We start from the raw sequence: 25,363 nt of genomic DNA, 5'->3' as shown, positions 1-25,363 counted from the left end.
ATTAGGTATTAGAACGATTTGCGTTTAACTTTCACGCGCCTAGCCTACCACTAATATAATAAATGACAATATTTATCATTAACAATCAGGCGTTATCGCTCATCGAGCGCGCATAAAAAAGGCGCCTATCAGCGCCCTTTCATCACAAACATCACTATGTGTGCTCTACTGCTACATACTCTTTCGTCAGCGGCGCTAGCGGAAGCTGCCAAGCCTCTTCACGGGTCACCCATTTTGCTTCGGCAATTTCAGCGGCCACCTCGACAGGCTCGTCAATAACAAGCCCAAACAGATGCGCTTCAAGCATCACGCCCGGCTCATTAGCCGCTGGCACGGAATACATTCCGAGCGGTATCAGCTGATCCTCGCTAACATGCAAGCCAAGCTCCTCTTGCAGCTCGCGGCACAACGCCTCTAGCGCGCTCTCACCTGCATCGATTTTGCCGCCTGGCTGCATATAGAAAGAGGTATTGTGCTTACGCACCAATAGCAAGCGCCCATCTGGGTCACTCACCACGGCAGCGGCAATTTTCAGTACACTACCAGCATTCCCTGTCATACCCCTCTCCTTCGCTCACCACTCTAAACCATTAGCACCTAAACCCTATCAAAACGCCCAGTCGTCGTCTTCGGTGGCGACGGCTTTTCCGATCACGTAGGAAGAGCCGGAGCCGGAGAAGAAGTCGTGATTCTCGCCGGCATTGGGTGAAAGCGCCGCCATGATAGTCGGATCCACATCGGTAACGCTGCTGGGAAATAGTGGCTCGTAGCCAAGGTTCATCAGCGCTTTGTTGGCGTTGTAGTGAAGGAATTTCTTCACGTCTTCACTTAGGCCAACTTCGTCATACAGTGACTCGGTGTAGCGCACTTCGTTGTCGTAAAGCTCCAGTAGCAGCTCGTAGGCGTAATCTTTGACTTCCTGCTGCCGTTCTGGCGTCGCTTCCGCCAGTGCCTGTTGGAACTTGTAGCCAATATAGTAGCCGTGCACGGCTTCGTCACGAATGATCAAGCGAATCAGGTCGGCGGTGTTAGTCAACTTGGCATGGCTTGACCAGTACATCGGCAGGTAGAAGCCGGAATAGAACAGAAACGACTCAAGGAAAACGCTGGCCACTTTGCGCATCAGCGGATCATCCGAGCGGTAGCGCTCTAAGATCAGCTGCGATTTTGCTTGCAGCGTAGGATTCTCTTCGCTCCAGCGAAACGCGTCATCCACATCACGCGTGGTGCAGAGCGTGGAGAAAATCGAGCTATAAGAGCGAGCGTGCACCGACTCCATAAAGGCGATGTTGGTGTAAACCGCCTCTTCGTGGGGAGTGCGCGCATCTTCCATTAATACCGGTGCCCCCACGCTGCTTTGGATGGTGTCCAGCAGTGTGAGGCCGGTGAATACGCGGATCGTCAGCTGCTTTTCTTTTTCAGTCAGGGTGTTCCAGGACTGAATATCATTAGACAAGGGCACCTTTTCGGGTAGCCAAAAATTACTGGTCAGACGGTTCCACACTTCCAGGTCTTTATCATCCTGGAGTCGGTTCCAGTTAATCGCATCAACTCGCGATAAACGTTGCATGGTGTTCATGGCATTGCTCTCAAAACGTAGCGTTCAATGCCCGGCGATCAACACCGGGCATTCAATAACAGATACAAAGCGCTTGCTGATTACAGCGTGCAAGAAACGCAGCCTTCTACCTCGGTGCCTTCTAAAGCACTTTGACGCAGGCGAATGTAGTAAAGCGTCTTGATGCCTTTGCGCCAGGCGTAAATCTGCGCTTTATTGATATCGCGCGTGCTAGCGGTATCCGGGAAGAATAGCGTTAGCGATAGCCCTTGGTCGACGTGCTGCGAGGCTTCCGCGTAGGTATCGATAATTTTTTCCGGGCCGATTTCATAAGCGTCCTGGAAATAGTCAAAATTGGCTTCATCCAGGAACGGCGCCGGGTAATAAACACGGCCTAGCTTGCCCTCTTTACGAATCTCGATTCTCGCCGCCACCGGGTGAATACTGGAGGTGGAGTTATTGATGTAAGAGATTGAGCCGGTGGGCGGTACCGCCTGCAGGTTACGGTTGTATAAACCGTGGGCCATGACCGACGCTTTCAACTCCTGCCAATCATCTTGGGTCGGCAACGCAATACCGCTACGCTCGAACAGCTCACGTACTTTGTCGGTCCGCGGCAGCCACGCCTGATCAGTGTACTTATCGAAGAATGTTCCCGAGGCGTAGGTGGAGTTGGCAAAATCTGCAAACGTATCCTTGTGCTCAATCGCTAACCGGTTGGACGCACGTATGGCATGGAAAGCCACGCAGTAGAAGTAGAGATTGGTAAAGTCCAACCCCTCGTCGGAGCCGTAGTAGATGTGCTCACGCGCCAGATAGCCGTGCAGGTTCATCTGGCCAAGGCCAATCGCCCGCGACTGGGCATTGCCTTCGGCAATAGAAGGCACACTGCGCAGGTTGCTCATTTCCGAAACGGCGGTAAGACCGCGGATGGCAATTTCCACGCTGGTACCGATATCCCCTGCATCCATCACCTTGGCAATGTTCATGGAGCCCAGGTTGCAGGAGATATCCTGGCCGATATGGCGATAACCGAGGTCATCGTCATACTCAGTCGGTGTGTTGACCTGGAGGATTTCCGAGCACAGGTTGCTCATATTGATACGGCCAGCAATCGGGTTAGCGCGATTTACCGTATCTTCAAACATGATATACGGGTAACCCGATTCAAACTGCAGCTCTGCCAACGTTTGAAAGAAGGCGCGTGCATTGATCTTATGCTTACGGATGCGCGCATCCGCGACCATCTCCTGATACTTCTCGGTAACGCTGATATCACCAAACGGAACACCATAAACCCGCTCCACATCGTAGGGCGAAAACAGGTACATGTCGTCATTGCGCTTGGCAAGCTCAAAGGTAATATCCGGAATCGTCACGCCCAATGAGAGCGTTTTGATACGAATTTTCTCGTCGGCATTTTCCCGCTTGGTGTCGAGAAAGCGCAGGATGTCCGGGTGGTGAGCGTTTAAGTATACCGCGCCGGCACCTTGGCGAGCCCCCAACTGGTTAGCGTAGGAGAACGCATCTTCCAGCAGCTTCATAATCGGGATGATGCCCGACGACTGGTTTTCGATGCGCTTGATCGGCGCGCCGGATTCGCGAATATTGCTAAGCAGGAAAGCCACGCCGCCGCCGCGCTTGGAAAGCTGCAGCGCCGAGTTAATGGAGCGGCCAATCGACTCCATATTGTCTTCGATGCGTAGCAGGAAGCACGACACCAGTTCGCCGCGCTGCTGTTTGCCGCAGTTCAAGAAGGTGGGCGTCGCGGGCTGAAAACGGCCGGAGATGATTTCATCGACCAGTGACTTGGCCAGCGTTTCATCGCCCCGCGCCAGGGTCAGCGCGACCATGCAGACACGGTCTTCATAGCGCTCTAAATAGCGCTTGCCGTCAAACGTCTTCAGCGTATAGCTGGTGTAGTACTTGAAAGCGCCCAAGAAGCTTGGGAAGCGAAATTTATACGCATAAGCCTGCTCGAACAGCGCTTTAATAAAAGCAAAGCTGTACTGGCTCAGCATTTCCGCTTCGTAGTACTGCTCTTCCACGAGGTAATCGAGCTTCTCTTCCAACGAGTGGAAGAATACCGTGTTCTGGTTAACGTGCTGTAAAAAGTACTGGCGAGCCGCTTCGCGATCTTTATCCAGCTGTAATTCGCCGTTGACCCCGTATAGATTGAGCATGGCATTGAGGGCGTGGTAATCCAGCGTGCGCGCCTCAGGAGCCGCCGCAGGCCGTTTTGTTCCTGCCACATTCTGGGTAGCTACGTTAGTCGTTTCCAAAACTCTTCTACTCCTTTACGCACGTTGACCACGTCATCGTCAGTGCCAAATAATTCAAATCGATACAGCAGCGGTACGTGGCATTTTTTCGCAATGATGCGGCCAGCTAGACCATATGCTTCGCCAAAATTGGTGTTCCCCGCAGCAATGACTCCCCGCAGGAGATTCCGGTTATGCGTGTCGTTGAGAAAATGAATGACCTGCTTGGGTACGGCACCCTGTGAACTTCCCCCACCATATGTAGGGGTAACTAAAATATAAGGCTGGGAAACACGTAGCGCAGGTTCATCTCGATTTAGCGGTAGCCGCGTGGCGACAAAACCCAGCTTTTCTACAAAACGATGGGTGTTACCTGATTTAGTAGAGAAGTACACCAAATTGCCGGCCATAGATGTGTGTGAGCAACTTGCCAGCATGTAGTCGGCTTACGCCAGGGCTTGAATGCGATCCGGACGGAAACCCGACCAGTGATCTTCGCCGACTACCACGACAGGAAGCTGACGATAACCCAGCGCCTCAACTTCTTCTTGAGCACCGGACTCTGCGGTGATATCGATGACAGTATAATCGAGCCCTTGCTTGTCTAGCGCGCGGTAAGTAGCGGTACATTGAACACAAGCTGGCTTGCTATAAATCTGAATTTCCATGGGTAATCCCCTTTTCATAGCGGCATTTTTCGGGTAGAGCACATCTAGTGCCCGCCCTGACTAAAAGACACAACGCATACTATATATAGACCATTGGAAAATCAATTCAAGCATATGTGGTATTTTTTTACCCACAGGATATTGACAGCTAATACCCAAGGCTATACCAGACAATAAAAAACCGCCCACTAAAAAAAGCGGGCGGTTTTTTTTCACAGCGCCAGAACGGGCACCATTAGCGGGTCATAGCCGTATTAGCTAATCGCTGCCTGATAACGACGCTCTACGTCTTCCCAATTAACCACGTTGAAGAACGCAGCAATATAGTCAGGACGCTTGTTTTGATACTTCAGGTAGTACGCATGCTCCCAAACATCCAAACCGAGTAGCGGCGTATTACCGTGCATCAGCGGGCTGTCTTGGTTCAGGGTATTTTCGACTGCCAGTTTTTTCTCAGGTGTAACGGAGAGCCATGCCCAACCGCTACCAAAACGACCAACGGCCGCTTTTTTGAATTCTTCTTTAAAAGCTTCAAGGCCGCCGAGCTCGGCATCAATCGCTTTTGCAACATCACCTTGAGCATTACCACCGCCGTTGGGCGACATCATCTGCCAGAACATGGAGTGGTTGGCGTGACCGCCGCCGTTGTTGATAACGGCTTGACGCTTGGCTTCCGGAACACGATCCAGATTAGCGACGAGCTCTTCAACAGGTACATCTTCAAGACCTGTGCCTTCCAACGCGGCGTTCAGGTTGTTGATGTAGGTTTGATGGTGACGAGAATGGTGAATTTCCATCGTCATTGCATCAATATGTGGTTCGAGAGCGTCATATGCGTACGGCAGTTCAGGTAGTGTATGTGCCATATCATCATCTCCTTGAGTGGCTTTCGTTGAGTTCATTTACCTATGTGCGGTCAGCCCGCAGCTTTTTCAACCACCGGGGTGGTTTTTCTTACCCTTTGCCCCAGTACTTTAGTCAACTATTGGCAGTTTACCTAATGTACCCATCACAAAAAAGCCGACTTCTGGCGAAGTCGGCTCAATGTTTATAGATCATTCAAATGCTTATAGCTTGCTCTCAAGCTCTGGCAGGATCTCGAACAGATCCCCCACCAAGCCGTAGTCGGCCACCTGAAAGATTGGTGCTTCGTCGTCCTTGTTGATGGCGACGATGACTTTGGAGTCTTTCATGCCCGCCAGGTGTTGAATGGCACCAGAGATGCCCACGGCAATGTACAGGTCCGGTGCGACTATTTTGCCGGTCTGACCGACCTGCATGTCATTGGGCACAAAGCCAGCGTCGACCGCCGCGCGGGAAGCACCAATGGCGGCGCCCAGCTTGTCAGCAATGCCATTCAGCAGCTTAAAGTTCTCGCCGTTGCCCATGCCGCGGCCGCCGGAGATGACGACCTTGGCGCCGCCGAGTTCTGGACGGTCGCTCGGGGCCAGCTCTTCTTTGACGAAGCTGGATTGGCTGTTGTCGGCGACAAAATCCACCGCTTCAATCGTGGCGCTACCACTGGTACCGACGGCATCGAAACCGGTGGTACGAATGGTGATCACTTTCAGCGCGTCGTCGCTTTTCACCGTGGCAATGGCGTTACCAGCGTAAATCGGACGCAGGAAGGTATCGGCACTCTCGACACCCAGCACATCCGATAGCTGGCTGACGTCTTTCAGCGCGGCCAGGCGCGGTAGAACGTTCTTGCCGGTGGTTGAAGCGCTGGCCAGTACGTGGCTGTAGCCATCGGCCAGTTCAACCAGCAGCGCGCCCATGGGCTCAGCAAGCTGATGGGCGTAAACAGCGTTGTCCGCCACGCGTACTTTATTAATGCCGTCGAGTTTCGCCGCAGCGTCTGCTGCCGCTTGAACGCCTTCACCGGCGACCAGGATATCAATATCGCCACCAATGGCCTGGGCGGCCGCCACGACGTGGGCGGTGGCGCCAGCCAGTTGGCCTTCATGTAGGTCGGCAAGTACCAAAATGCTCATAGCATCAGCTCCTTTCAAAGCGTTTATCTCAAAGTACGGAGAGTCAAGAACCGACCTTAAAGAACTTTGGCTTCGTTTTTCAGTTTGTCGATCAGCTCGTCGACCGAGGCCACTTTGACACCGCCTTTGCGCTCGGCAGGGGATTCCACCTTGAGCAGGCTCACCTTAGAGGCCACTTCCACGCCGTAGTCAGCAGGAGTTTTCACATCCAACGGCTTTTTCTTGGCCTTCATGATGTCGGGCAGCTTAGCGTAGCGCGGCTCGTTCAGGCGCAGGTCGGTGGTGACAATCGCCGGGAGCGTGAGGGCGATGGTTTGCAGCCCGCCATCGATTTCACGGGTGACGTTAACCTTGTCCCCGTCCACCGCCACTTCCGAGGCGAAAGTGCCTTGCGGCAGACCCGTCAGCGCAGCGAGCATCTGGCCGGTCTGGTTGTTGTCGGTGTCGATGGCTTGTTTGCCGAGAATCACCAGACCGGGCTGCTCTTCATCCACTACCTTCGCCAGCAGTTTGGCCACGGCCAGCGATTCTACGCGCTCGTCGGTTTCAATATGGATGGCGCGGTCGGCACCCAGCGCCAGCGCGGTGCGCAGCTGCTCTTGGGCGGCCTTGGGGCCTACCGTGACGGCGACGACTTCGGTCGCCACACCCTTCTCTTTCAGGCGCACGGCTTCTTCCACGGCAATTTCGCAGAAAGGGTTCATGGCCATTTTGACGTTGGTCAAGTCCACATCGGAGTGGTCCGCTTTCACGCGGATTTTGACGTTGTAGTCGATGACGCGTTTCACCGCGACGAGTACTTTCATAGGTTCCTCGCTTGGCTTGTAATAAAAGCCGTTAACCTGGGACGGTACCCGCTTCGCGAGTACCCCTTATTAAATAGCGACTAGTAATAGAGTTACTGCATACGTTATTAGCAATAACGTCTTGCTTGGGCACTGCCAAAAATGGCAGTGCCGTCAAATTCATTCAAGCGTTTGATAGATACATGATTGAAAAACCCTATCAATTTGCCATAGCCTGCCAGTTAGTGACAATACTTGCTGCTACTGCCTTGGTCTTATCATTGATCTATCGCTAGCAACACATACAGCCAAGAAATGCGGTTTGCACCATCGTAGGCGTGACCTGACACAGGTATTATGCCTATCATGGGGCATAACCAGAAGCAAACGACCGTTTTAAATTAAGGCCATCTATTTATAAGCTAGTACCTAAAACGTAGGCATTTACTAGCTTTTGCAGATATTGGCGCTTAAAGAGAATAAGGAGAAGCCGGGTGGAAACTGTTGAACGCGATGTAATGGACTTTGATGTCGTCATTGTCGGCGCTGGCCCATCCGGGCTTTCCGCCGCCTGCCGACTCATGCAGCAAGCTAACGAGGCGGAGCAAGAATTAACGGTCTGTGTGGTTGAGAAAGGCTCAGAAGTTGGCGCTCATATTTTGTCAGGAGCGGTTTTTGAGCCCCGCGCACTGACTGAACTCTTTCCAGACTGGAAAGAACGCGGCGCGCCGCTCAATACGCCCGCCATTCGCGATGACGTTGTTTTGCTTAAGGACGCCGAGAAAGCGCAAAAAGTGCCTAACGCACTGGTGCCGAAAAGTATGCATAACACCGGCGGCGATCAGCAACGTTACGTTATCAGTGCCGGCAACCTCTGCCGCTGGCTGGCCGAGCAGGCAGAAGCGCTCGGCGTTGAAATCTTTCCAGGCTTTGCCGCCCAGGACGTTATCATTGAAGACAACGCTGTGCGCGGCATTCTGATTGGTGATATGGGTGTCGCCGCCGATGGTACACCCAAAGATGGCTACATGCCGGGTATGGAACTGCGCGCCAAATACACGCTATTTGCTGAGGGTTCACGCGGCCATATTGGGAAGCGCTTAATTAAAGACTTCTCGCTGGATGAGGGTCGCGACCCCCAGCACTACGGTATTGGCCTCAAAGAGCTGTGGGATGTACCTGCCGAGCAGCATGAGCCTGGCCTGGTAGTTCACGGTTCAGGCTGGCCTTTAGATAACAACACCCACGGCGGGTGGTTTTTGTACCATGCGGAAAATCAGCAGGTGGTGGTAGGTCTGATTATGGATCTTGGCTACCAAAACCCATGGCTTTCACCGTTTGATGAATTTCAGCGTATGAAACATCATCCGGCTATTGGCCAATACCTTAAGGAAGGCAAACGCGTTGCTTACGGCGCCCGGGCCATTACCAAAGGGGGCTTCAACTGCCTGCCAAAAATGACGTTCCCCGGCGGCCTGCTGGTCGGCTGCGATGCTGGCACGCTCAACTTTTCCAAAATTAAAGGCTTACACACCGCCATGAAGTCGGGCTTAGTGGCTGCCGAGAGCGTGTTTGAGGCAATTAAAGGCGGTGATGAGGGCGCTCAGGAACTGACGAGCTTTACTCAGAAATGGGAAGCCAGCTGGGCGTATCAAGAGCTTAAAGAGAGCGCCAGCTTCGGCCCGGCTATCCATAAATACGGCACCATCGGTGGCGGCGCGTATAACTTTGCCCACCAGTTGCTGGGCAACAAGTTACCCAACGTCCATGACACCACTACCGATCACGGCGCCCTGAAGCCTGCGGACGAGTTTGAAAAGATTAACTACCCCAAGCCGGATGGAAAGCTTTCCTTCGATAAACCATCGTCAGTGTTTCTGTCGAATACCAATCATGAAGAAAACCAGCCGTGCCATTTACGCCTGGAGGATCCGGAGCTACCGATCCGAGAGAACCTGCCTAAGTATGCAGAGCCAGCACAGCGCTACTGCCCGGCCGGTGTGTACGAAGTGGTTGAAGATAGCGAAGGACAGCCGCGTTTTCAGATTAACTTCCAGAACTGCGTACACTGCAAAACCTGTGATATTAAAGACCCAGCGCAAAATATCACGTGGGTAGCACCGGAAGGTGGCGGCGGCCCCAACTATCCTAATATGTAAGCCAATCACCCTAATATGTAAGACAGCCGCATGAAGGTTACGGCTAGAAGGGAGCACGCGTCCCTACTAGCCGTAGCCCCTCCCTTTCACACTCAACTTACACGCTAAGAGAGAATAGCGCTTTGCGAGCCTTCCAATAGCTGAATGGGCGCTCGGCGGGCAATAAGCCTGCGTCGGCCAGCTTGGTCAAAGCGCACATCAATCACCGGGTCGCTCGCATTTCCCTCTACTGCCGCCACTTCACCCTCACCAAATACCGCATGGTGCAGACGCTGACCGGGATAAAAGCGAGTATCGGCCGAATAAGTTGCCTTGTGCTCTTCAACGTGTGCCGCTGCGAGCACAATGTCGTCTCGCCCTAAACGCGTCAGATAACGCTCAACCAGCCCCACCGATGTAACTTGCAGCGATGCTTCTGGCGCACTGGGGTTAGCTAGACAAGAGGCCACACGCATACTGTCTTGCCAGGCACTTTCGGCGATAAAGCGGCTGGGACGGTGTACGCCCCCATCATGGAGCACTAATAGCTGTTCTTGGGCGCGCGTGATGGCTACGTAGAACAACCGCCGCTCCTCCTCCAAGCGCTCATCGCTAAGCGGATTATCGCGGCTGTAGTGGGGAAAATCCTCTTCATTGACACCCACCACAGCTACCAATGGCCACTCAAGCCCTTTGGCACCGTGCACTGTGCTAATCAGCACGCCGCCCGCCTGATTTTCAACCGGGCGTTCCAGTAGCTCGATAAAGGCATCTGGGTCTTGAACGCTTTGCGCCTGCTCAATTAAGACATCGAGTAAGCGTACATCCTCTTCACCTTTATCGCGCCGCGCCGCTGCCCGTTTAAGTGTTTTTTCCGCCTCAATGGTTTCCACTACATGCCTTAACAGCTTGGCGGGCGGCCATGCACTCAGCTGAGGCAATTCACATAGCAGCAACCAGCGTTTTTTAAGCGTACGCCGCTGGATCGGCTTTAATGCCGTCAACATAGGGTCATGCCGCTCAGGCCACTGCTGGGTAGTCGCCAGCTGATGGGCTAATCGCTGCAGTCGCTCACGAGCAACAAAGGGAGTCGGCTGGGAAAGCAGCAGTAATAGTTGCTGCGGATCGCGCAGCAGATCGGGACGACGCGACAGCTTCAAGTACCCAGCGAGTGCCTGTACCAACGGCAGACGAAAGACAAAACGATCCTCGCGCTGAAGCCGAAACGGAATTCCCGCCTGCAAAAGCGCCAGCTGGAAAGGTACTGACAGCGCCCAACTACGCACCAGCAAACTGGCCTCGTTAAACGCACGCCCTTGGGCCTTCCAATCCATCAAGGCATCCAGTAACAGCCGACTGCCCTGCCCTACCGAGACGCGCGTCTCAGGGTTATTGGGCGCGGCCAGACACAGCTGATTGGGGCGGCGCTGATTGGCGGCAATGGCATGATTAGCGGTAAGCGCCAAGGCATGGCCATGACGGAACGTGGTAGATAGCGGGTAGTCGGTGGCCTCGCCAAAGGTGGCGGTAAAATTTTCCAACATCGTATCGGGTTTGGCGCCACGCCACTCATAGATGCATTGGTTAGCATCGCCGACCGCCATTACCTCGGCACGGCTGCCCACCAGCACGGATAAAAGGCGCTGCTGAGCGGCATTAATATCTTGATACTCGTCAATAATGACATGATCCAAAAACCCCTCGACGCGACCACGCAGGGCGCTATCTTCCTCTAACGCCTGCAAAGGGCGATAAAGTAAATCAGCGTAGGTCATCACCCCTTCCGACGCTAGTAGCCGCTCCGCCTCGGTAAAAGCAGCCGGAAAATAGTCGGTATCCGGGTCAACATTGAGTCGTTCATAGAGCGATTCAGGGGTAATCATCTCTGCTTTAACCAAGCCGCAGAAGTGGGCCAAGGTTTCAAGCCGATCTCCTTCTAGCGCAGCATCACGGCGCTCAACTGCGTCGCGCAGCACATTAAGGCTCGCTTGACGAAGCAGCCTCTCTAATTGCCAATCGGCGGATAATAGCTGACGAGGCGCAAGCGCGCCCCAGCGACATAGGCTTTGGGTTAGGCGGTGGCCTAGTGAGTGAAACGTGCGCACATCCGGCAGCGCCTGCCCGGCAGGCGCCATTGACGCTAAACGGCGCTGAAAATCATCCTTGGCGGAACGGTTAAACATCAACACCAGAATGCGCTTTTGCGGCACACCACGGGCCAACAGGTGTAGCACCCGAGCGGCCATGGTAGTGGTTTTACCTGCGCCTGCGACGGCCGCCACCCGCGCATGACCGGCGGTATGATTCACAACGGCCTGCTGTTCAGCGGTTAACTTCACGGCGCCTCGCCTGATGGTTCATCGTCAAGCTGACCGAGCGCAAACCACTGACCGGCACTCATTAACCCAATCTCAGTAGTGCCATCGTCGTTTTCACGGGCTTCTGTTGCGTCAACAAGCTGGTAATACACATTACGGTGCAGCCTGGCGGCCAGCCCAAAACGTACCGGCAGTTGCGGGACTGCCTCGCCTTGAGGCGTTAAAGTGACGGAAAGCGGGTGCTCGGCATCCAAGCGAACGACATCGTCAAACTGGGTGGTGAACCACCAAGCATCGTCGTGAAAGTCGGCCTCTACCGCGACCAGCGGTAGGTCTTCTACCTCTATCCGCCAACGCTCTACCGGCGTGACTAAGCAGTAACCATCTTCGTCAAGACGTAGCAGCGTGGCCAATAAACGCGCCACCTTGGGACGGGCAAAGGTCTGTCCTTCGTGCCACCAGCTGCCATCGGCGTGAATACGCAGGTTCATGTCTCCAGAGAGCGGAGGCTGCCAGTGGTCAAGGGGAGGAATAGTGCCTCCCACTTCGTCACGCTGCAGCAGCAATCTATCGATATTCATCTCGCCCTCCTTGCTTAAGCGCATTCAACACACAGGGCTATAGAAGCCCAGACTGTTCTAACGCCTCTTTGACATGGTGCGGAGCATCAGGCGCAGCGGCACGAAAGAGCTGATAAAAGTTGGCTGTGGTCTGCATGGCGACCTCGTCAACACTGACCCCCCGCTCACTAGCGATACACTCCGCCACTTCCACTACCCAGGCCGGCTCGTTGGGCTTGCCGCGATAAGGAACAGGGGCAAGATAGGGGCTATCGGTTTCGATTAGCAGGCGATCCAGCGGCAGCTGGCGGGCTAGCTCTCGCAGCAGTGCAGCGTTACGAAAGGTGATAATCCCTGATAACGAAATGTAAAAGCCCAACCTTACAGCTTCACGGGCCATCGCTAAGTCTTCAGTAAAACAGTGTAATACACCGCCCACGCGAGGGTCGCTATATTCACGCAGCAGAGCCAACGTTTCTTCTTTGGCTTCACGGGTATGCACAATCACTGGCAGTTCTAACTCACGCGCGGCAATCAAATGACGCTTGAACCGCTCGTGTTGCACATCTAGCGGCACGCTGTCGCGGTAGTGATAATCCAGCCCGGTTTCGCCGATGGCTACCGCGCCATACTGCTCGGCAGCTTCTTTTATATCCTCAACGTTGGGCTCGTTCTCACTGTGATGCAAAGGATGCAAGCCAGCAGAGATCGCCACATCGTGATGCTCACGAGCAATGGCTGCAAGTTGCGGCAACTCCTCCAAGGTAACGGCGACCGCAAGAAATTGGCTAACGTGGGCCGCGCGCGCAGTTGCCAGTGTGGCAGCGAGGTCGCCCCCGTGCGTCTGGTCAGATAAACGATCTAGGTGACAGTGCGAATCAACAAACATGCAGGTCTCGACAACGGATAGGGCGTTAACACCATGGTGCTTACTTTCAAGGTATCAACGGCGATTTAATCAGAGCGTGAACGACGGGGCTGCCTTATCCAACTGTCCGGCAAGCAGCGTCTCAATGCGATCACGCACAGGGTAATCTTGCTGGCTGAAATGTAGACCAATACCAGGAATGCGCCGGCCGCTGACACCCTCGGGCGAGACCCATACCACGTGGCCGGTGATTGAAAGACGTTCGCTTTCACCCGGCAGCGTCAGCAGTAAAAACACCTGCTGACCCAGTGCATAGGGAGTCTGAGTGGGCACAAAAATCCCCCCTCGATCCAGAAATGGCATATAAGCGGAGAGCAGTGTCGGCACATCAGGAATGTTAAGAGAGAGCGCTTTTTGGGCTGCCATAACAACCTCGCTAGATTGCTGTGAAATAGGGAGAACACTCTCCGCTAGGAGCGTAGCAGAGCCGCCCAGCGAACCAACCACGCCTCAAGCACCAACTGGGGATTTGGGTTAGCCCCCACCGCCAACAGCCGCCGATGTTCACGGGCATAATCCAGCAGGCGAAACCAATCCTGCACCCGGCCATTTTTGACCGCCTGACGATAAAGCGGCTCAAGATCGGGATTGTGCAGCACGGCTGCTTCACCGGATAAACCGAGACGAATCAGGTCTTCCAGCCAGGCAATACCGTACCACAAAATGGCATCAATCGCCTGGCGATCCAGCCGTGCGGCCTCTGATACTGGCTCTGCGCCGCGCACCAACTGCTCAAAACTGTCGTGAATTTGGTGGCGCAAAGCGCGCTCTTCGGGCGCGGCCAACTCCACCGCCAGTAGCGGCAGGCCTCCCGCTACCTGCCACCAGAAGTAGGCTTCGTCGGCACTGTTGAGTTTCTCGATCAGCCAACCACGACACGCTTCAAAGGCAACACTGGGCAGGGACCACTGCTGACAGCGCGAGCGGATCGTTGGCAGCATCCGTGAAGGCACGTCAGAGAGCAGGATAAACAGCGTCTTATTGCCGGGCTCTTCCAGGCTTTTAAGCAGCGCATTAGCAGCGGCAACGTTCATTGCCTCAGCCGGTGAAATGACGATGACCCGGTATCCCCCCTGCTGAGCCGTTTGAGAAACAAAGCGGTTAACCTCGCGAATAGGGTCAATACGAATCTGGCGTTTGCCCTCTTCCGGCGAGACCCGCAGCAAATCAGGATGATATCCCGATGCCAACATAGCGCAGCTATGGCAATGACCACAGGCCTGGTCGGCAGGAGTGGCGCAAAGTGTCCGGGCGATTAACGCCTCCGCCAACTGTTGCTTACCTACCCCATGGGCGCCATGAATGAGCAGCGCATGGGGCATCCGCCCTCCATCGGCCAGACGGGTTAACTGATGCCAGGTGGCAAGGTGCCACGGCATAACACCGGTTAACGCCATGCTGTTACTCGCGCCGAAAGGGTCTTACGAAGCTGCGTCTGTACTTCTTCTAGGGAGTGTTGAGCTTCAATCACTGCAAAACGTTCGGGGGCTTCTTCTGCTCGTGCCAAATAGGCGTCGCGTACAGCTTGGAAAAAATCGGCCTGCTCTTGCTCAAAACGGTCAAGCTGCTCGTGACGATCGCGCAGGCGTACTTCTAAACGCTGCTTTGCCGCCTCTTTAGGCATATCGAGCAAAAGCGTTAAATCGGGCGAGAGCCCCTGCTGAACAAAATTTTCCAGCACGGCGATACGCTCCTTGGCAATACCTCGGCCGCCGCCCTGATAGGCAAAGGTAGCGTCAGTAAAGCGATCACACACTACCCATGCGCCTCTTGCCAGGGCAGGCAGAATTTTCTCCGCTAAATGCTGCGCCCTAGCGGCAAACATAAGCAGCAGTTCTGCGTCCACATGCAGCGGCTCTTGGGGGGCCGGGTCCAGCAGCAGTGCTCGAATAGCTTCGCCTCGCTCAGTTCCCCCCGGCTCACGTGTGCACACCACTTCCAGCCCCTGGGCTTCCAGCCACTCGGCGACAAAGCCCACATTGGTAGACTTTCCCACGCCTTCGCCGCCTTCCAGCGTAATGAAGCGTCCCCGCTTGCTCATCATGCTCCCTTACTGTGGTGATCAATGTGATGATGACTTTGATGATAGGTCATAGCTATTACCGATTGCGAATATAGCGATTAACGGCATTATTATGCTCCCGCAATGTACGCGAGAAGTGATGTGTGCCATCGCCCCGGGAAACAAAATAGAGCGTTTCGCCGGGTAGCGGGTTTACCGCCGCTTCCAATGACGCACGCCCCGGCAAAGCGATCGGCGTGGGCGGCATGCCATCAATCACATAAGTGTTATAGGGCGTCGCTTCACGCAGATCAGCGCGGGTGATGCGTCCTTCATAGCGCTCGCCCATGCCATAAATAATCGTCGGGTCGGTTTGTAAGCGCATACCCTGCTCCATGCGGCGCTTAAACACCCCGGCAATCTCGCGCCGCTCCTCCGGCGCCCCCGTTTCGCGCTCAATCAAAGAGGCCATAATAAGCGCCTCGTAGGGCGACTCAATGGTCAGGTCGTCGGCACGCTCTTCCCAGACACTGTCCAGAATTCGCTCCATACGCTCAAGCGACTGCTGTAGTAGATCGACGTCGCTCATCCCCAGGTGGTAACGATAGGTATCGGGAAAGAACCATCCCTCAGGAAAGGTGCCTTCACGATCAAGTAGCGTCATCACCTCTTCGTCGCTCAAATCAGCCGTGCGATGGTCAAGTTTTGGTGCGGCATTGAGCAAGTCGCGCATTTGACGAAAGGTCCACCCCTCAGGAATCGTCAGCGGATAGGTGACAACGTTATTACTGCCTAGCAGCGCCATCATTTCCAGCCCGCTCATATCCGGCAAAAGCTGATATTCGCCAGTACGCAGCCGCGGCACGCGCTCCGGCTCCACCCGCGCTAATAAGCGAAACGCCCAAGCATCTTCCAGTATGCCCTGGGATTCCAACTCCGCCACCACCTGATTAAACCCCGCACCAGAAGGCACTTGGTAAAGCGTTGGCTCATCAAGCGCTAGCGGTGCCTCTAAGCGGCTCTGCCAATAAAAATAACCGCCTGCTGCACCGGCAGCCCCGATTATGACTACGACTAACAAAGCGGTTAATAACCGTTTCACCATGACACCTCAAAATAATTGCAGGGCGATATTGATAAGAAGGCTGACGTTTAGACAAAGCCTAACAACTGATGGGCCAAGCGCTGAAAGGGATCAGACTCACTCACAGCCCAGCGCTGCAGCAACGAACCATCCGCTGCTAGCAGTGTCGTCACAGGCCACACTCCCTGAACAGAGTTTGCTACCCATAGCCGCTCGACCTCTGCAAGGCAATCCAGCGACAGCGCCCCCAGAGCAACGACACCTTGATCAATTAATCCAGCGCGCAACGTGCCTGCTACTCCGCATTGGTCAACAAAAGGCGTGAACACTTGCCCTGCCTGCAGCCAAAAAATATTCATACTGGTGGCTTCTATGACCCGGCCTTCGCTATCAGCGAGCAGACCTTCGGCGATCGCGGTATCGCTCCATTCCTGGCGGGCCAGTACGTTCTCCAGACGATTAAGGTGCTTAATACCGGCCAACCGTGGCTGGCGGCTAAGACGCAAATTACAAAGCCTGACTGTGACACCCTGCTGCCAGCGCTGAATTGAGGGTTGAAATGGCGTACGGCGACTAAGTAAACGCGGTGTTACTTCATCCGGCTGCGCATAACCCCGCCCACCACTGCCACGCGTCAAGATAAGCTTGAGTACTTCCAGCTCAGCGGTGCAGTCACCCTGCCACGTGGCATCCAGTGTTGCTTGAAAAGGTAACGGTATATTTAGGCACTGGCATCCTTTCGCTAGGCGGTCTGTGTGATAACGCCATAGCACCGGTTTTCCCGCCCGCAACAGCACCGTTTCAAAGAGGCCATCACCATACGCAAGCCCGCGATCATCAAACGGCACAGTTTGTTCGTCAGATAACGCGGGCGGCAACATCGTCAATTACACCTTCTTGAATAACAGCGAACCGTTAGTACCACCAAAGCCAAAGGAGTTGGAAAGCGCCATATCAATCCGCATGTTCCGTGCGGTATGCGGTACATAATCCAGATTGCAACCCGGCTGTGGGTTATCCAGGTTGATGGTCGGCGGTGCGATCTGGTCACGAATAGCCAGAATGCTGAACACTGCCTCTACCGCACCAGCGGCACCCAACAGGTGGCCGATCATCGACTTGGTAGAGCTCACGGCCACATTATTGGCTGCATCACCCAGTACGTTCTCAATGGCTCGACTTTCTGCTAGGTCACCTGCCGCGGTTGAAGTGCCATGGGCATTGATATAGTGCACTTCAGAAACGTCAACCTGGGCATCTTTGATGGCATTGCGCATAGAGAGCGCCGCGCCGCGACCATCTTCCGGTGGCGATGTCATGTGGTAAGCATCATCGCTCATGCCAAAGCCGACCAGCTCGGCATAGATGTGAGCTCCTCGCGTTTTGGCATGCTCATACTCTTCAAGCACCAACACACCCGCACCGTCGGATAAGACAAAGCCATCGCGATCAGTATCCCACGGGCGGCTGGCCGCCTGAGGGTCATCATTACGCGTTGAAAGCGCGCGAGCCGCTGAAAAGCCGCCAAGACCTAGCGGGGTCGTCGCCATCTCGGCACCACCACAGACCATGACATCCGCATCGCCATAGGCGATCGTGCGCGCGCTGTAACCAATATTATGGGTACCGGTGGTACAGGCAGTGGTAATCGCGATATTCGGCCCTCTAAAGCCGTGCTGAATCGCCATATTGCCCGAAATCATATTAATGATGGAGCCCGGCACAAAGAACGGCGACACCTTCCGGGCCCCACCCTTGTTGAGCGCGTTGTGGTTATGTTCAATCATTGGTAGGCCACCAATGCCTGAACCGATAGCCACACCGATACGATCCGCATTCTCTTCCGTGCACTCGATACCGGAATCTTCAACCGCTTGGGCGCCCGCCGCCATACCGTACTGAATGAAGAGATCCATCTTGCGAGCATCTTTAGGATTCAGGTACGGACTAATATCAAAGTTCTTGATCGACCCACTAAAACGCGTGTTAAAGCCACTGGTGTCAAAATGCTCAATAGGCGTAATACCGCTTTTACCGGCCACAATGTTGGCCCACGACTCATCAACGTTATTACCCACTGGGGTCACCAGGCCTAACCCAGTTACCACTACCCTTTTCCGTGCCATCAGCTTTCCTCCAGGCATCCATGGTGACGCGACCCACTTGGGTCATTCGCTGCTTAAATTTGGTCAACAGTATAACGGAGATTGAACGTTATAAGCATTGTGGCAGCAAAGCAAAAAAGCCGCCCTGCGAAAGGACGGCTCTTAAGGCGGGTGACTAGCACCCCACCCTGGTTCGATGCATCGACGCAGCCCTTACTGGTGGGCGTTCACGTAATCGATGGCTTCTTGAACCGTGGTGATTTTCTCAGCTTCTTCATCAGGAATTTCAGTATCGAATTCCTCTTCCAAAGCCATGACCAGCTCAACGGTGTCGAGCGAATCAGCACCCAAGTCTTCTGTAAAAGAAGAGCTGTTTTGGATGTCTTCTTCTTTAACGTTCAGGCGCTCTGCTACCACTTTCTTAACGCGCTCTTCAATAGTACTCATTAACGTACTCCAGTCGTTCACATTAGCCGTTTTTGATAACCAGCTATTTGGAAACCGCAAGCCAAAAGCTGCGGGGTAGTTTATAGACGCCCTCGGGTCGACGCAACCGCCATCCCCAAGGCCATCAACGCATATTCATGCCGCCATTCACGTGAAGCGTCTCACCGGTGATGTAACCGGCTGCATCACTGGTCAGAAAGCCAACCGCTGCGGCGATCTCTTCCGGTGCCCCTAAGCGAGCCAACGGAATTTGCTTAAGTAACATTTCATGCTGGGCTTCGGGCAACGCCTCGGTCATATCGGTGGCAATAAAGCCCGGCGCTACCGCGTTAACCGTAATGGCGCGAGAAGACACCTCACGCGCTAAAGCACGACTAAAACCTTCCATACCCGCTTTGGCTGCAGCATAGTTAGTTTGGCCCAGGTTGCCCATGGTTGCCACTACAGAGCTGATCGACACAATACGCCCAAAACGCGCCTTGGTCATACCCCGCAAACACGCCTTACTAACACGATAGACAGATTTTAAGTTGGTATCCATCACGGAGTCCCACTCATCCTCCTTCATACGCATCAGCAAATTGTCTCGCGTGATACCGGCATTGTTAACCAAAATGGTCGGCGCACCAAAGCGCTCAGTGATGGTTTTCAATACGCTGTCAATGCTGGCCTGGTTCGTCACGTTAAGACACAGACCTGCGCCTTCAATGCCATTCTCTTTTAAATCAGCATCAATTTTTTCAGCACCGGACTCGCTAGTCGCTGTGCCAATGACGATACGGCCTTGACGACCTAACTCACGAGCAATGGCCTGGCCAATACCGCGACTGGCCCCTGTTACCAGGGCAACTCTACTTTCTTGGGTCATAACGTTCTGCCTCTAACCGTGTAATCAAGCAAGGATAGCGGAATAACACAACCCTTGGTCACGCTTTATCAGCCAACGTTTCACGCGCCAGCTCAAGCGCAGCATTCAGGCTGTCAGGGTCATTCACTGCCAACCCCTTGCTACCCTTCACGATACGCTTATTGAGGCCGGTCAACACCTTTCCAGGCCCGCACTCAATAAATACTTCAACATCTTGACTAGCCATTGCCTCAACGCAGGCGCTCCAGCGCACTGGCTGATAAAGCTGTTCGATGAGACGTGTGCGAAGTGTCGCGGTATCAGCATGCGCCTTGGCGTCGACATTTTGAATCACGGTATAGCGTGGCGTTCGCAATTCAATTGCCTGCATAGCCTCCGCTAGGCGCTCGGCGGCCGGGCGCATTAACGCACAATGCGAAGGAACGGAAACGGGTAATGACATAGCGCGCTTGGCCCCCGCTTCTTGGCAGGCAACGATAGCCCGCTCAACGGCTGCTTTGGAGCCTGCCACTACGACCTGCCCAGGGGAGTTGTAGTTGACAGCAGACACCACGTCGCCCTGGGCGGCTTTTTCACAGGCGGCTTCAACCGCGTCGTCTGCCAAGCCAAGGATGGCCGCCATACCACCTTCACCCGCGGGAACGGCCTCCTGCATGGCCTCACCGCGCAGACGCACTAAGTTAACGCCCTCGGCAAAGCTCATGACGCCAGCGCACACCATCGCGCTGTATTCGCCCAAGCTATGGCCCGCCATTACAGTAGGCCGAGGCCCTTCTAGCTCCTGCCAAACGCGCCAAATAGCGACGCTGGCAGAGAGTAATGCGGGCTGGGTGCACGCGGTTGCATTAAGCGATGCTTCAGGACCCTCTTGGACGACTTTCCATAAGTCGTAGCCCAAAGCATCCGACGCTTCCTCAAATGTCGTTCCCACCACACTATAGCGCTCGGCCAGCTCTCGCAGCATTCCAAGCTGCTGAGAGCCTTGCCCGGGGAAAATGAGGGCAAGGGGTTGAGACATGTCGTTCACCTTTGCACTTGTAGGCATTTGCTCATATGAGCGATAGGCGAGATTATTGGCACATCCTGATGCCACCTATAAGCTCGCAAAAAATAAATTATTTATTATCTAATCATGGCTCGCAGGTGCCACTGCTTCACGTAATGGCGCCTGCCAACGGCCTGCGATCCGCGCAGGCAAATTATGTTCTACTTCCTGAAGAGCACGCTGAATAGCGTAGTAGAAACCATCTGCATGGGTACTGCCGTGACTTTTCACCACGATACCGCGCAACCCCAATAAACTGGCCCCGTTATAGCGCACAGGATCTAACTCCTGCTTTAAACGCCTCAACACAGGTTTGGCCAGTAGGCTTGCTAAACGACCACTTAAGCGCGATTCAAACGCCATCTGCACGCGTTCAACCAACATACTTGTCAAACCTTCGCTTGCCTTGAGCACAGCGTTACCCACAAAGCCATCGCATACCACTACGTCAAGCTGGCCTTTAAACAGGTCACCACCCTCGGCATAACCTTGATAGTCAAAAGCACCTCTATTGGCATGCTCGCGCAGCAAACGATCAGCTTCGCGAACGCTGGCACATCCTTTAGTGGCCTCAGCACCAACATTGAGCAGCGCGACACGTGGCACAGCCGTGCCATCAACGCACTGCGCCATCGCCGCGCCCATTAGCGCAAAATCCACCAGCCGATGAGCGGGAGAGTCCACATTGGCGCCTAAGTCCAGCAAATAACAGCGACGCCCTTGGCGCGCTGGAATCGCGGTACTGATCGCTGGCCGAGAAATACCCTCGACCATCCCCAGCTCGCGCCTTGCTAATGCCACAAGTGCTGCCGTATTACCCGCACTTACACCGGCAACCGCCTCGCCCTGAGCGACACTTCGCAGCATGTGCATCATACTGGTCGCCTGCCCCTTGCGCAGCGCCCAGGCAGCGGTTGTCGATGGCATAATGCAGTCAGGTGCTTCACGCGCCACCAAACGTGACGCTGCCGCAACCAGAGGCTGCGGCAAGCGTGAAAGCTCAGCAAGAATCTGCTGACGCGGGCCAAACAGAATCAGCTCAAGGTCTGGGTGTTCCACCACTGCCTTTGCAGCACCTGTGATAATCGCATGAGGGCCTTGGTCACCCCCCATCACATCAATCGCTAGGCGCATACCGCACTGAGTCCGTTTAGCCGCTTAATAACGCAATTGAGGTTTATACTTCAATCACTTTACGACCACGGTAGAAACCGTCTGGAGAAATGTGGTGACGCAGGTGAGTCGTACCCGTTTCTTTGTCTTGAGACAGCGTCGGAGCGGTCAGTGCATCGTGGCTACGACGCATGCCGCGCTTGGAACGAGTTTTACGGTTCTGCTGAACTGCCATGGGTGTTTACTCCAAGGTATTTAAGTTAAAGGGTGCTTATTTTTTGCCTTTTAAGACATTGAGCACCGCAAATGGATTCGTCGCTGGCGTTGTTTCTGCCGCCGCGCCTTCTGTTTTGCTGACCAGCTGCTCCGCCGAGACATGACATTCGGCTTCATCGTGATAGACCACCTGGGGCAGGCTGAGAATTAACTCATCCTCAACCACCGTCAGAAGATCCAGCTGTTCCTTTTCCACCAGCACCGGTTCATGACTAGCAGGCAACTCGGCCGCTAAGGCTTCGTCAGTGACCATTCCAAGCAGAAAGTCACTGTTCACCTCTTGAGGCAGCGGCACCAGGCAGCGTCGGCAGGCAAGCGCCAACGTCGCTTGCAAGTGGCCACGAATTTCACGACGACCTTGAGCATCGACGCCAAACTCAAGCACGACATGACAGTCGCCGGTTTGGACACCCGCTTCTTCGGCAAGACGTGGCAGTTTATCCAGCGCTACCAAGCCTTCGATTCGTTCGTGGCGGGCTGCGAGCTTATAAGGCTCCACCCGACTGGGGAGTTGTGAGGTCAACATAGGCGCGCAATGATAGGCACTCCCCCTGCTGGTGTCAAAGCTGTCGGTATATTTCTTCATGCCTTCCTCAATAAATAACCAACCGTGGCCTCAATAAACAGCCAACATAGGCAGGTTTAGCTGCTTTCGCTACACTCTACTGCTTTGAAATTGCATTTGCGCCACGTTGCGCCACTACCCAGCCAGGAGCTATTTGTGACTTCATCCGCAATGACCGAGCCATCAAGCAGTCAGGCATCAACGACCGAGCTGGTACTGGCCTCCAGCTCGCGTTGGCGGCGCGAGCTGCTGGATCGACTGCAGCTCCCCTACCAATGCTATTCGCCGAATATTGATGAAATGCCCCATAGTGGCGAAACACCCCACGCTCTGGTCCATCGACTAGCGCTCAGCAAAGCTAACGCCGTTGCGCACCATTTCCCCCACCACTGCATTATCGGCTCTGACCAAGTAGCAGTATTTGAAGGCGACATTCTTGGCAAACCGCATACGGAAGCCAAGGCACGCGCCAACCTGAGCCGCTTTTCCGGCCAGCGTGTCACTTTTTTGACCGGTTTAGCGCTGTTGGATACACGCCACCAGCGTCATCAGGTGCACGTCGAGCCATTCGAGGTGGTTTTCCGCCACTTGAGCACCCAGGAAATTGAAAACTATGTCGCCAAAGAACAGCCACTCGACAGCGCTGGCAGCTTTCGCATGGAAGGCTTAGGTATAGCGCTGTTTGAGAAGCTTGAAGGCCGCGACCCCAACGCATTGATTGGGTTACCACTGATTGCGCTTTGTGACATGCTGCGCCAAGCGGGTTTAGACCCGCTTGGCGCCTCCTGATCATCAGTAGAGCCGACAACCAAGGGCCTGACAACTAAGCGCTTAGAAGCGCAGCGGGGTAGCGGGCGCACTGACGCCCAACACCTCGGCGACGACCTGGGTAAAGCGGCGCGTCAGGCGCTCAAATGGATCAAGACTCGGCGTATAATCGACCCAATTGGTGTCACCCACTCGGTCACGCGCCACTTGCTCAAGGCTGCCTAACTGGTCAACCAAGCCTAGATCAAGGCTCTGCTCACCACTCCAGACCAGGCCTGAAAATATATCGGGGCTGTCGCTAAGCCTTCCACCTCTTCCCGCACGCACATCATCAATAAACTGACGGTGAGTTTGGCTGAGCACTTCCTGCCAAAACTGCTCCGCTTCTTCATCCAGTGGCTGAAACGGGTCAAGAAAGGCTTTATTTTCACCAGCCGTCAGTACGCGGCGCTCCACACCAATGCGCGCTATTGCCTCTTCAAAACCAAAGCCCGCGTAAATAACGCCAATAGAACCCACCAGGCTCACCGGCGACGCAATGATCTCATTCGCCGCCGCCGCAATATAATAAGCGCCGCTGGCACCGACATCTTCGATCACTGCGATAATCGGCTTATCGCCCTGCTCGCGTAGACGCATAATTTCTGCATAGATACGCTGAGACTGCACCGGGCTACCACCCGGGCTATTAATGTGCAGCACCACAGCAGCAGCGCCTTCCGCCTCCCAGGCGTTATTCAGCCCCTCAATGATACGCTCGGCATTGGCAGGCGAATCGCTGGCAATTACCCCACTGACCTCCACAATCCCTAAGTGTCGCTGTGTGGGCGCGGTAGCACTAGACGAATCCCAAAACAGACTATAAAGGGTGGTAAATAGCGCCACCAACACAATAGTAAGCATCATCAGGCGGAAAAACAGCTTCCAGCGGCGAGTGCGTCGCTGTTCCGTTAACACGCCGCCTATCCAGTGATCCATCATTTCCAGCTGCGCCAGCCGCTGGCGTTCGCGCAGGGTTTCGGCATCATCGTCTGGCGCACCCGACATAGGCTTAGCGCCCTTACTAGGTGGCACCTCTGATCCCTGTGTCCAACGATCCTCCCCCACCTCATTGCGATCATCATTGGTCGGGCCGTCACGTCCGTCGTTTGTGCCACTGGGGCGGTTTGGGTCATCGCTCATAAAATGTCCTTATGTAAATGCTGGCTATTCACCTTACAGCCGATCAAAAAGCTCATTAATGCTATGGGCAATCCACTTGGGCTGGCTGAGCGCCAAACGCTCTGGCGTATGTACGCCGTAGGTGACGCCGACGCGATCCATGCCAATGGCCCGGGCCATTTCAAGGTCGTAAGCCGTATCGCCAACCATCACGGCTCGCTCGACGGGCACCTCTAACTCGGCCAATAGTTCCGAAAGCATTTGCGGATGGGGTTTCGAGCGAGTTTCATCGGCGGTGCGGCTGGCGTGAAACCAGCCGCCGCTGTTGGTCTCAGCAAAAATGCGGTCAAGGCCGCGGCGACTTTTACCGGTCGCTACCGCCAACCGCTGCTGCTCACGGCCACGCAAGCGGGCAATTTGTGCCTCAACCCCGGCAAAAAACAGCATCGGCGTCGCATCCGCGGTGACAAAATGGTGCGAGTAACGCTCACGAAGGCGCTCGGCCTGCTCAGGCAAAATACCCGGGCATAGCTGGGCAATGGCTTCGGGTAATCCCAAACCAATAATATCTTCCACTTCAGCGGTCGAAAGCTCGCCCCACTCAGCTTCCAGGGCAGCGGCCTGCATGCAGGAGACAATACGCGGCACCGAATCCATCAAGGTACCGTCCCAATCAAATATAATTAGCTCATACTGCATGACAGCTCCGTATTGAGGGG

General features: G+C 54.6%; 27 protein-coding genes. 2 read left to right on the top strand and 25 right to left on the bottom strand.

What is annotated here, in order from left to right; translation table 11 throughout:
- Positions 1–154 precede the first annotated feature (154 nt).
- From HZS80_RS00915 to HZS80_RS00880, 8 genes are all read right to left on the bottom strand, one after another.
- Positions 155–559 carry an NUDIX hydrolase gene (locus HZS80_RS00915; protein ID WP_179914856.1) on the bottom strand — a complete coding sequence of 135 codons (405 nt, stop codon included), beginning with the start codon at positions 557–559 and terminating at the stop codon, positions 155–157.
- A gap of 48 nt (positions 560–607) precedes the next feature.
- Positions 608–1,579, bottom strand: a complete 972-nt coding sequence (nrdF, locus tag HZS80_RS00910) for a class 1b ribonucleoside-diphosphate reductase subunit beta (protein WP_179914855.1) — start codon at positions 1,577–1,579, stop codon at positions 608–610.
- An 80-nt stretch (positions 1,580–1,659) separates the two neighbouring features.
- Complete coding sequence (gene nrdE, locus HZS80_RS00905; RefSeq protein ID WP_246361631.1) at positions 1,660–3,840, bottom strand: class 1b ribonucleoside-diphosphate reductase subunit alpha; 2,181 nt, start codon at positions 3,838–3,840, stop codon at positions 1,660–1,662.
- A complete protein-coding gene (gene nrdI, locus HZS80_RS00900) occupies positions 3,822–4,256 on the bottom strand; it encodes a class Ib ribonucleoside-diphosphate reductase assembly flavoprotein NrdI (RefSeq protein ID WP_082072590.1) in 435 nt (144 codons plus the stop codon). The genes nrdE and nrdI overlap by 19 nt, the downstream gene beginning before the upstream one ends.
- Positions 4,257–4,265: 9 nt before the next feature.
- Entirely contained in the window at positions 4,266–4,487 is a 222-nt protein-coding gene (gene nrdH, locus HZS80_RS00895) for a glutaredoxin-like protein NrdH (protein WP_008956787.1), read from the bottom strand.
- Positions 4,488–4,741: 254 nt separating this feature from the next.
- Positions 4,742–5,353 carry a superoxide dismutase gene (locus tag HZS80_RS00890; RefSeq protein ID WP_179914854.1) on the bottom strand — a complete coding sequence of 204 codons (612 nt, stop codon included), beginning with the start codon at positions 5,351–5,353 and terminating at the stop codon, positions 4,742–4,744.
- 201 nt (positions 5,354–5,554) lie between these two features.
- On the bottom strand, positions 5,555–6,481 hold the full coding sequence (locus HZS80_RS00885) for an electron transfer flavoprotein subunit alpha/FixB family protein (protein WP_179914853.1): 927 nt from the start codon (positions 6,479–6,481) through the stop codon (positions 5,555–5,557).
- 56 nt (positions 6,482–6,537) lie between these two features.
- Positions 6,538–7,287 (bottom strand): electron transfer flavoprotein subunit beta/FixA family protein, encoded by a 750-nt coding sequence (locus HZS80_RS00880; RefSeq protein WP_035566169.1) that lies wholly within the window; start codon positions 7,285–7,287, stop codon positions 6,538–6,540.
- A gap of 473 nt (positions 7,288–7,760) precedes the next feature.
- Here HZS80_RS00880 and HZS80_RS00875 point away from each other — a divergent pair, with 473 nt between their 5' ends.
- Positions 7,761–9,425, top strand: a complete 1,665-nt coding sequence (locus tag HZS80_RS00875) for an electron transfer flavoprotein-ubiquinone oxidoreductase (RefSeq protein ID WP_035566171.1) — start codon at positions 7,761–7,763, stop codon at positions 9,423–9,425.
- Between the two features lie 104 nt (positions 9,426–9,529).
- Here HZS80_RS00875 and HZS80_RS00870 read toward each other — a convergent pair whose 3' ends face one another.
- The 15 genes from HZS80_RS00870 to HZS80_RS00800 form a co-directional block, all read right to left on the bottom strand.
- Positions 9,530–11,743 (bottom strand): ATP-dependent helicase, encoded by a 2,214-nt coding sequence (locus HZS80_RS00870; protein ID WP_179914852.1) that lies wholly within the window; start codon positions 11,741–11,743, stop codon positions 9,530–9,532.
- Complete coding sequence (locus HZS80_RS00865; protein ID WP_035566175.1) at positions 11,740–12,303, bottom strand: DUF1285 domain-containing protein; 564 nt, start codon at positions 12,301–12,303, stop codon at positions 11,740–11,742. Before HZS80_RS00865 ends, HZS80_RS00870 begins: the two co-directional genes overlap by 4 nt.
- 37 nt (positions 12,304–12,340) lie before the next feature.
- Entirely contained in the window at positions 12,341–13,171 is an 831-nt protein-coding gene (locus HZS80_RS00860) for a TatD family hydrolase (RefSeq protein ID WP_035566176.1), read from the bottom strand.
- A 69-nt stretch (positions 13,172–13,240) separates the two neighbouring features.
- A complete protein-coding gene (locus HZS80_RS00855; protein WP_008956795.1) occupies positions 13,241–13,576 on the bottom strand; it encodes a PilZ domain-containing protein in 336 nt (111 codons plus the stop codon).
- A 44-nt stretch (positions 13,577–13,620) separates the two neighbouring features.
- Positions 13,621–14,607 carry a DNA polymerase III subunit delta' gene (locus tag HZS80_RS00850; protein ID WP_179914851.1) on the bottom strand — a complete coding sequence of 329 codons (987 nt, stop codon included), beginning with the start codon at positions 14,605–14,607 and terminating at the stop codon, positions 13,621–13,623.
- Entirely contained in the window at positions 14,598–15,251 is a 654-nt protein-coding gene (tmk, locus tag HZS80_RS00845) for a dTMP kinase (protein ID WP_179914850.1), read from the bottom strand. The genes HZS80_RS00850 and tmk overlap by 10 nt, the downstream gene beginning before the upstream one ends.
- A 58-nt stretch (positions 15,252–15,309) precedes the next feature.
- The gene (mltG, locus tag HZS80_RS00840; protein WP_035566183.1) at positions 15,310–16,317 is read right to left on the bottom strand and encodes an endolytic transglycosylase MltG; all 1,008 of its coding nucleotides are present in this window, start codon (positions 16,315–16,317) and stop codon (positions 15,310–15,312) included.
- 47 nt (positions 16,318–16,364) lie between these two features.
- Positions 16,365–17,177, bottom strand: a complete 813-nt coding sequence (gene pabC, locus HZS80_RS00835; protein WP_179914849.1) for an aminodeoxychorismate lyase — start codon at positions 17,175–17,177, stop codon at positions 16,365–16,367.
- Between the two features lie 6 nt (positions 17,178–17,183).
- Positions 17,184–18,422, bottom strand: coding sequence for a beta-ketoacyl-ACP synthase II (gene fabF, locus HZS80_RS00830; RefSeq protein ID WP_035566189.1), 1,239 nt, complete (start codon positions 18,420–18,422; stop codon positions 17,184–17,186).
- A 192-nt stretch (positions 18,423–18,614) separates the two neighbouring features.
- Entirely contained in the window at positions 18,615–18,848 is a 234-nt protein-coding gene (gene acpP / locus HZS80_RS00825; RefSeq protein WP_008956801.1) for an acyl carrier protein, read from the bottom strand.
- Positions 18,849–18,972: 124 nt separating this feature from the next.
- Complete coding sequence (gene fabG, locus HZS80_RS00820; RefSeq protein ID WP_035566191.1) at positions 18,973–19,716, bottom strand: 3-oxoacyl-ACP reductase FabG; 744 nt, start codon at positions 19,714–19,716, stop codon at positions 18,973–18,975.
- Positions 19,717–19,774: 58 nt separating this feature from the next.
- On the bottom strand, positions 19,775–20,734 hold the full coding sequence (gene fabD, locus HZS80_RS00815) for an ACP S-malonyltransferase (protein ID WP_035566194.1): 960 nt from the start codon (positions 20,732–20,734) through the stop codon (positions 19,775–19,777).
- 108 nt (positions 20,735–20,842) lie between these two features.
- Positions 20,843–21,895, bottom strand: coding sequence for a phosphate acyltransferase PlsX (gene plsX / locus HZS80_RS00810; RefSeq protein ID WP_179914848.1), 1,053 nt, complete (start codon positions 21,893–21,895; stop codon positions 20,843–20,845).
- A 43-nt stretch (positions 21,896–21,938) separates the two neighbouring features.
- Positions 21,939–22,109 carry a 50S ribosomal protein L32 gene (gene rpmF / locus HZS80_RS00805; protein WP_008956805.1) on the bottom strand — a complete coding sequence of 57 codons (171 nt, stop codon included), beginning with the start codon at positions 22,107–22,109 and terminating at the stop codon, positions 21,939–21,941.
- Positions 22,110–22,145: 36 nt separating this feature from the next.
- On the bottom strand, positions 22,146–22,676 hold the full coding sequence (locus HZS80_RS00800; RefSeq protein WP_179914902.1) for a YceD family protein: 531 nt from the start codon (positions 22,674–22,676) through the stop codon (positions 22,146–22,148).
- A gap of 210 nt (positions 22,677–22,886) precedes the next feature.
- Between HZS80_RS00800 and HZS80_RS00795 the strand changes: the two genes are divergently transcribed.
- Entirely contained in the window at positions 22,887–23,504 is a 618-nt protein-coding gene (locus HZS80_RS00795) for a Maf family protein (RefSeq protein ID WP_179914901.1), read from the top strand.
- Between the two features lie 42 nt (positions 23,505–23,546).
- On the opposite strand, the gene sppA is transcribed toward HZS80_RS00795, so the two are convergent.
- Positions 23,547–24,665: a signal peptide peptidase SppA gene (gene sppA / locus HZS80_RS00790; protein WP_179914847.1), complete on the bottom strand. Its 1,119-nt coding sequence runs from the start codon at positions 24,663–24,665 to the stop codon at positions 23,547–23,549.
- Positions 24,666–24,698: 33 nt separating this feature from the next.
- Positions 24,699–25,343: an HAD family hydrolase gene (locus tag HZS80_RS00785; protein WP_179914846.1), complete on the bottom strand. Its 645-nt coding sequence runs from the start codon at positions 25,341–25,343 to the stop codon at positions 24,699–24,701.
- Positions 25,344–25,363: the final 20 nt, after the last annotated feature.

It is taken from the genome of Vreelandella glaciei (genome assembly GCF_013415125.1).
In the GTDB taxonomy this organism is placed as follows: domain Bacteria; phylum Pseudomonadota; class Gammaproteobacteria; order Pseudomonadales; family Halomonadaceae; genus Vreelandella; species Vreelandella glaciei.
The sequence above is the reverse complement of the archived record's forward strand: the minus strand, read 5'-3'. Positions and strand labels throughout refer to the sequence as shown.